Here is a 7,728-nt window from a genome sequence, read left to right as displayed (position 1 = left end):
GGCTCAGGCAGCGGTTCAGGCAGTGGCTCAGGCAGTGGCTCAAAAGGCAGTGGCTCACATGGCAGCGGTCGTCCAAAAGGACCTAAGGGGCCTAAGGGACCAAAAGGACCTAGATAATAAGTACTACCCACCACCATTAGAGATAACCGATACTCATGTATCGGTTTTTCTATTTATTCGCTAAGTTACAATCTCCAATAAAACTACATGTTAACTACATACCAAAATATATAGTTAGATGCTGATTTGTTTCATTACGGGATATCCGTTTAGAACAAGCCATCATTTTGGACGTACTATATTGCAAAGGACAAGATATGAATAAACGGAAAAATTACAGAAGGAGACTAAACGAAGGGAGTAAATTCATTTTTATGTATCATCAAATGACGGTGATTGTCACGATATTTGCCTTTCTCCTCACAATGGTCATGATCTTTATCCGTCCCAAAAATATAAATGAAGCCATACCAGCGACCATTGGAGCTGTACTTGTTTTTTTAAGTGGAAGCGTTACAACGGGGGACTTGCTTGACATAAGTTCCAAGGTAACTGGGGCGGCGATTACGATAATTGCCACGATCGTTATGGCAATCGTTCTTGAGAGCATTGGCTTTTTCAGCTGGACTGCCGCGCTTATGCTTAAACTATCAAAAGGATCCGGATACCGCTTATATTGGAATACCTTGCTTTTATGCTTTTTAATGACGTTATTTTTTAATAACGATGGAAGTATTCTGATTACAACACCGATCCTCATTTTAATTTTAAATAATTTAAAACTTAAAAACGCACAAAAAATCCCCTATCTTTTAAGTGGTGCTTTAATTGCAACTGCATCAAGCGCCCCCATTGGTGTAAGCAATATTGTAAATCTCATTGCATTGAAAATTATTGGAATGGACCTTTATCTACAAACTGAAATGATGTTTGTACCAGGAGTAATAGGCCTATTATTCTTATCCTACTTGCTGTTCCTCGTCTTCAAAAAAAATATTCCACCCCAAATCCGGTTCCATTCATACTCGATTCCGTTGCAAAGAAACCGCCCATTCCATCCGCTGCAAAAAAATGCAGATAGTCTTTTCGACCAGCAAAAGAATCTTATGATTAAAATGTTAATCTTCGTTTTTATTGTAAGAATAAGTCTTTTCGCCGCCTCTTTTATAGGAATCTCGGTTTCCTTGGTAGCGGTTTGTGGTTCGTTCATACTTTTGATGTGGAGATGGATTTATTTAAAAGTTACTCCCAAGGATGTCATTAAAAAAATTCCTTGGCACATTTTGATTTTTGCCTTCAGCATGTACGTGATCATTTTTGGCTTACACAATATAGGTTTAACTGCTTATCTTATCGAATATCTAAAACCACTTGTTCATGATAGCTTCTTCCATGCCAGTTTAACCATGGGCGTCATTACAGCATTTTTGTCAAACATTTTTAACAATCATCCTGCACTGATGGTCTCAACCTTGGCACTGACTGACATGGGTCTTGACCCTCTAATTATGAAAACGGTGTATTTAGCCAATATAATTGGAAGCGATGTTGGATCCCTTATTCTCCCGATAGGAACCTTGGCAACCCTAATATGGATGCATATATTGAAGAAAAGCAAAATTAAGATTACTTGGGCAGAATACATTAAAGTTACTTTAATCGTCATACCGCCAACATTAGTCTTTACCTTAATCAGCTTGTATCTATGGCTTTTACTCTTTTTTGTAAAATAAAACCACTTAAACAAGTTTAATGAAGAGATCTCTGTTCATTAAACTTGTTTTTTATTCTGTATGAATTAGATTTCTACACACTTTTTATTTTTATGAATACTAAGTTTATGGGGAAACTTTTTATAGTTTGGCACTGTTAAAGGTACTGATGATTTTGAGACAATGTTGATTGGAGCAAAAATCAACGTCCAAGATTAGATTAACTCAGCCTATAGTTTAGTACACAAGGATGTGAAAGGGACATGGATCAATCCCAACTAAATCAAGATCGATTTTCACAACGAATCCTTAGTGTCTATCATCAAATTCTTCAATCCAGTCATCAAATAGAGGAACCATTTCCTCTGCAGGACGATGCAAGCATTTGTCGGGACAATTTGATTTCGTATCTAGGACTTCGTGAACAAAACTTTCTTGATATTCGTCAATCATTAATGGATAGAGGTTTTGCCGATCTATTACAATCACATACACATCTTTTATATACATTTGAAAAAATATTATCCTATTTAAATATCACATTACCCTCGCAAAAATATCTAAAAGTTCCAACTCCGGAAGTTTCTAGAGGCATATTAAAAAAGCGGACAGATGAACTTTTTGGAGTTAGAACGCAACTGAATCAACCAGCTATTATGGTTACAGTAGATTCAAAAATCTTGAGCAAACCAAGCCTGCTGGAAGAACTGTTAGTTAATGGAATGAATATTGCCAGAATCAATTGTGCTCATGATGAGAAAGTAAGATGGAAGCAAATCATTGATGCTATCCGATTTGCAGAGAAAAAACTAAGGCTGGAAGGGAAGTATCATCATCAGGAATGTAAAATATATATGGATTTAGCTGGTCCCAAGGTACGAATCGGAAAGCTGCCGAATAGTCCAATTTTTGTGATCAAAGGGGATCTGCTGCGACTATATTTGAATTCCGATACCGCAGGGCATTGCGCTTCAGAGGATATTCCTGCCGGTGTCCCAGTCACATTGGAAAAGGCCTTCCGAAATGTTCGGATAAACGATTCTATTTATATCGATGATGGTAAAATTCATGGAGTGGCCACACAAGTTTTCAAGGAATTTATCGAAGTGGAGATTCAAGCCCCTGCGGCCAAACCATTACGGATTAAAGAAGGGAAGGGTTTAAATTTACCTGATTCACTCTTGAGCTTAAATCTCCCGGCACTAACTGAGAAAGATTTGGAAGATATCCCGTTTATCACTAAACACGCTGATCTTTTAGGGATTTCCTTTGTCCATTCACCGCTCGACTTGAGAAAGTTACATCAAGAACTACTAATACTTAATAGAACTGATATTGGGGTTGTCGCTAAAATTGAAACAAAGGATGCGGTCCATCATTTGTCGAGAATCCTTATAGAAGGATTACATTTTAAGAAATTTGGAATTATGCTGGCGAGGGGAGACTTAGCTGTTGAGGTGGATCCTGAAAATTTATCATTTGTGCAGGATGAGATTTTAACCATCTGTTCTGCAGCTTACACACCCGTTATATGGGCGACAGGGGTATTGGAGAAGCTTACAAAAAATGGGATCCCCTCACGCGCAGAGATCACCGATGCTGCCTATGGGAGTCGGGCAAACTGCATCATGTTAAATAAAGGCCCTTTTGTCGGAGATGCGCTGAAAATGCTGGTGAAATTACTCAATTCTGGGGGAGTTCCTTCTAGACAAAAAACACTAACAGACTTAACATCCCAATTTGGTGTATTTAAAAAATAGCAGCTGCCTAAATGAACCAATATAGGCAGGCTGCTATTTTTTTTAGTTACATCCTTTTTTATAGTAATCTTCCATTACTTGGTTTGGCACCATACTACCGCCTGTCGCCCAAACGATATGAACAGGGTGTTTTTTTAGTAAATCATTCTTTTGTAAAAACGCCGTCCCTGTTTGTGCTAGTTTAACAGGGCCAATCATCCCAGCTAGAGCCGAAGGTTCCAATCTTATATTTTCTGTCTCCACTAGATCTTTTAAAAGTTTAAATAACTCCTCATCTTTGACTGTATACGCTCCGCTTAAAATTGGCTCGATGATTCTGCCGACGAATTCGGAAGGTCTTCCAACAGCAAGTCCATCTGCGGCGGTTATATTATCAATTCCTATATCTTGGACGGAAATTTTGTTATGGAGTCCTGTCATTAATCCAAGTAACATGCATGGGGAGTGTGTTGGTTCAGCGAAAAAGCAGTGTATATTGTTTCCAAATAATTGTTTTAACCCAAACGTCACACCACCCGGAGCACCGCCCACACCACAAGGCAAGTAAACAAACAAGGGATGCTCTTCGTCGACTTTAATCTGAAGCTCATCTAGTTGATTTTTTAACCTTAAGGCAGCCACGGCATATCCGAGAAACAAATGCTGTGAGTTCTCGTCATCTACAAAATAACAATGGGGGTCTTTTTCTGCCTGTATACGGCCAGCCTCCACTGCCTTACTGTAATCCGCTTCATATTCAATTACTCTGACGCCTTTTTGTCTGAGCAAATCTTTTTTCCATTGTTTCGCATCCGCTGACATATGGACGGTTACCTTAAATCCTAATTTGGCACTCATAATCCCAATGCTTAATCCCAGGTTACCGGTGGACCCTACTGCAATCTGATATTGTGAGTAAAATCGGCGGTATTCGTCATTGTCTAAAATGGAATAATCATCATCCTTGCGAAGAAGCTGTTGTCCAATGGCTAAATCCTCTGCATGCTTGAGGATTTCATATATACCGCCTCTTGCTTTAATTGAGCCGGAAATGGGGAGGTGGCTGTCACATTTTAACCAAATATCCCCTAACACTTGCTGATTGTAACTTTCTACTAATTTATTTTGCATAGCTGGGATTTTGACTAATTTGGATTCAATGATTCCGTGTGTTGCTCTTGTTTCAGGAAATACACGAGCAATGTAAGGAGCAAAACGTTTCAATCGTTCTTCCGCGTCTCGAATGTCCTCCATAGTGAGCGGAGCGGCTTCCAAGCGGTTTTGAGCGGTTTGAATTTTCGGATTCAACCAAAAGACTTCCTCATGTAACTTCATTTTTTCAAGCAGGGTGAGAGCCTGGGCGTCAAGTAAACTTTCAATCTCTACGAGGTTCACATTTTCCCCTCCATGTTTTAGATTTACTATCTATAGTTTATCATTCCTAGCGTGTGGGGTGTGAAGACCAAATACTATTTTCAAAAAAATATGAACAATCAACAATACTTGGATTTTTACGAAAGGACGAGTAAAATCTAAGTTATGTGGTTTTTAATAATAAATTATAAAGATTGGGGCAAGACCAATGATTGCTAAAACAGAAGAGGATTTTAACAGTTTAAGGGAAATAGGCAGAATCGTTGCATCGATTAGAGATGAACTAGTGAGAAGAGCTGTCCCAGGTGTCACCACTAAAGAACTTGATGATCTCGCAGGAGAACTTTTTGAAAAAGAAGGTGCTATCTCCGCACCAAAAGGGGAGTATGATTTTCCTGGCTATACTTGTATCAGTGTAAATGAAGAAGTGGCTCACGGGATCCCTGGAGATCGCATTATCAAAGAAGGGGACCTAGTGAATATTGATGTTTCTGGTTCAAAAAATGGTTATTTTGCAGATACCGGTGTTTCCATTGTAGTTGGCAAGGGCGAAGAGATCCTTACCAAGATTTGCGATGTTGCCAAAGAAGCCTTTGAGGCAGGGCTAAAAAAAGTAAAGCCGGGTGCTAGAATAACTGGAATGGGTAAGGTCGTCCATCAAGTTGCACGTCAGCACGGATTAACCGTTGTTATGAACCTTACCGGTCACGGAATTGGACGTACGATTCACGAAGAACCAGAGTATATCTATAATTATAATGAAACCTCGGACCACGGGCTGTTGAAAGAAGGAATGGTCATTGCCTTTGAACCGTTTATTTCTACCCATGACGAGGAAGTATTCCAATTGGATGATGGCTGGACGTATGTAACAGAGCAAAGCTTTGTCGCACAATATGAACATACTTTGATTGTGACAAAGGATGGACCAATCATTTTAACCAAATAATGATTTTATGGAGAGCGTATGAATGTACGCTTTTTTTTCATTAAAAGCCTGGCGGTCTTGAAAAAACTGCTAGTCATTATTAAAGCCAGGAGGAACACGCTGAATAAAACTCAGCGTGTTTTTTGTTGACGAAGCACCACTAGATGTATTACAATTATCTCATATTCAAGATAATTAACTTCAAAATAATTATCAAACGAATTTGGAAATACTAGCAAAAAAGATGTGCTATGTATTATGGCTAATGAACAAATGGAATGATCATCTGGGTTAAATAAAAATGACGATCCCATTATAGAGTTTGAAAGGAGAATATAGATGAAACATATTTTTCAAAAGGGAAAAAACCCTGCAAAACCAACCTTACTATTACTTCATGGAACTGGAGGAAATGAATTAGATCTCTTACCGCTGGCTGGAATGATTGATGAAGAGGCATCCGTACTAAGTGTTCGTGGAAATGTATTAGAGAACGGAATGCCCCGCTTTTTCCGAAGACTTGCGGAAGGTATATTTGATGAAGAGGATCTTGTCTTCCGTACTCAAGAATTAAATGATTTTCTTGATGAAGCAGCACAAAAATATGAGTTTGATCGAAAAAATATCATAGCCATCGGTTATTCGAATGGGGCGAATATTGCAGCAAGCCTATTATTCCACTATCAAGATGCCCTGAGAGGTGCGATCCTTCATCATCCAATGGTTCCGCGAAGAATCGAACTTCCTGACTTAGCGGGAACCAATGTGTTTATTGCTGCAGGAACGAACGACCCAATTTGTTCACCATTGGAATCCAAAGAATTACAAGCATTACTTCAAGATGCCAACGCATCCGTAGAGCTGCACTGGGAAAATCGAGGACATCAATTAACCAGAGAAGAAGTAGAGGAAGCAGCCAAATGGTATAAAGGAATTGTTAGTTAAGGAGGTTTAAAAAATGGAATTATTAGGACTGCATCATGTATCGATTTTGACAGGAAAAGCCGAGAAAAACTACGAATTTTATACGAAAATTTTAGGCTTGAGATTAGTTAAGAAAACCGTCAATCAAGATAATACCGAATCTTATCACCTTTTCTATGCGGATGCCGAGGGAACTCCAGGTACTGAGGTCACATTCTTTGATATTCCAGGCCTAGGCCACTCCTATCGAGGCACCTCAGATATTTCCACAGTCTCTTTAAGAGTAAAAACAACAGATGCGTTGTTATTTTGGAATGAACGTTTTACCCAATTGGGAATCCAACATGACTCAATTGTAAAAAGGGCTGGCCGCGAAACATTAGCTTTTCGAGACTTTGAAGGAACCCGCCTAATTCTAGTTGCAGATAATGGGGAAACTGGTGTTAGTGCTGGTATTCCTTGGAAACGGGACGATATCCCAGTTGAACATGCCATAATTGGATTAGGTCCAGTCACACTTACTGTCAGCATAGCTGAACCAACGATCGGTATTCTTACAGAAGTAATGGGATTTCGATTTGTCAGTTCCTATCCATCACTAGAAGGGGAATATCCAGATATTTTGGTTTTTGCAACTGGAGAAGGCGGCAGCGGAGCAGAGGTCCATATTGAACCAAGACCAGATTTACCGCGGGCACGAATTGGAAGAGGCGGAGTTCATCATGTGGCCTTCCGGGTACCTAATGAGGACGAATATCATTTATGGGCTCAACGTTTAAAGGAACACCGGATAGCCAGTTCTGGTAAGGTAGAACGATATTATTTTAAAGCACTATATTTTAGAGAACCTAATGGTATCTTGTTTGAACTATCAACGGATACACCTGGCTTTGCAACAGACGAACCACTGGAAACGATGGGTCAAAAACTGGCATTACCTCCATTTTTAGAACCGAAACGTGAAGAAATTGAAGCAAACTTACGTCCTCTTGAATTAATTTGATGTCATAGTTAAACTGAAAAAATGACTTGAATGTAAGTTGTGTAGGTA

General features: G+C 39.2%; 7 protein-coding genes. 6 read left to right on the top strand and 1 reads right to left on the bottom strand.

Features of this window, described 5'->3' with window-relative positions:
- The 3 genes from V7266_RS24585 to V7266_RS24575 form a co-directional block, all read left to right on the top strand.
- A partial coding sequence (locus tag V7266_RS24585; RefSeq protein WP_335471797.1) for a hypothetical protein occupies positions 1–184 on the top strand: 184 nt, incomplete at its 5' end.
- Between the two features lie 190 nt (positions 185–374).
- A complete protein-coding gene (locus V7266_RS24580) occupies positions 375–1,733 on the top strand; it encodes an arsenic transporter (RefSeq protein WP_335471795.1) in 1,359 nt (452 codons plus the stop codon).
- A gap of 242 nt (positions 1,734–1,975) precedes the next feature.
- Complete coding sequence (locus tag V7266_RS24575) at positions 1,976–3,472, top strand: pyruvate kinase (RefSeq protein ID WP_335471793.1); 1,497 nt, start codon at positions 1,976–1,978, stop codon at positions 3,470–3,472.
- Positions 3,473–3,514: 42 nt separating this feature from the next.
- Here the strand turns inward: V7266_RS24575 and V7266_RS24570 are convergent, their stop codons facing one another.
- Complete coding sequence (locus V7266_RS24570) at positions 3,515–4,846, bottom strand: D-serine ammonia-lyase (RefSeq protein WP_335471792.1); 1,332 nt, start codon at positions 4,844–4,846, stop codon at positions 3,515–3,517.
- A 187-nt stretch (positions 4,847–5,033) separates the two neighbouring features.
- Between V7266_RS24570 and map the strand changes: the two genes are divergently transcribed.
- The 3 genes from map to V7266_RS24555 all read left to right on the top strand — a co-directional run bounded on the left by map (position 5,034) and on the right by V7266_RS24555 (position 7,680).
- Positions 5,034–5,774, top strand: coding sequence for a type I methionyl aminopeptidase (gene map / locus V7266_RS24565; protein WP_335471790.1), 741 nt, complete (start codon positions 5,034–5,036; stop codon positions 5,772–5,774).
- Between the two features lie 318 nt (positions 5,775–6,092).
- Positions 6,093–6,698 carry an alpha/beta hydrolase gene (locus V7266_RS24560; protein WP_335471789.1) on the top strand — a complete coding sequence of 202 codons (606 nt, stop codon included), beginning with the start codon at positions 6,093–6,095 and terminating at the stop codon, positions 6,696–6,698.
- A gap of 13 nt (positions 6,699–6,711) precedes the next feature.
- The gene (locus tag V7266_RS24555) at positions 6,712–7,680 is read left to right on the top strand and encodes a ring-cleaving dioxygenase (RefSeq protein WP_335471788.1); all 969 of its coding nucleotides are present in this window, start codon (positions 6,712–6,714) and stop codon (positions 7,678–7,680) included.
- The last annotated feature ends 48 nt before the right edge of the window (positions 7,681–7,728 follow it).

Source organism: Neobacillus drentensis (genome assembly GCF_036965645.1).
Lineage (GTDB): Bacteria > Bacillota > Bacilli > Bacillales > Cytobacillaceae > Neobacillus > Neobacillus drentensis_D.
The sequence above is the reverse complement of the archived record's forward strand: the minus strand, read 5'-3'. Positions and strand labels throughout refer to the sequence as shown.

Excerpts from the sequence above, each read along its gene's own strand:
- V7266_RS24560 (WP_335471789.1), top strand. The coding sequence starts at position 6,093 with ATGAAACATATTTTTCAAAAGGGAAAAAACCCTGCAAAACCAACCTTA.
- V7266_RS24575 (WP_335471793.1), top strand. The coding sequence starts at position 1,976 with ATGGATCAATCCCAACTAAATCAAGATCGATTTTCACAACGAATCCTT.
- map (WP_335471790.1), top strand. The coding sequence starts at position 5,034 with ATGATTGCTAAAACAGAAGAGGATTTTAACAGTTTAAGGGAAATAGGC.
- V7266_RS24580 (WP_335471795.1), top strand. The coding sequence starts at position 375 with ATGTATCATCAAATGACGGTGATTGTCACGATATTTGCCTTTCTCCTC.
- V7266_RS24555 (WP_335471788.1), top strand. The coding sequence starts at position 6,712 with ATGGAATTATTAGGACTGCATCATGTATCGATTTTGACAGGAAAAGCC.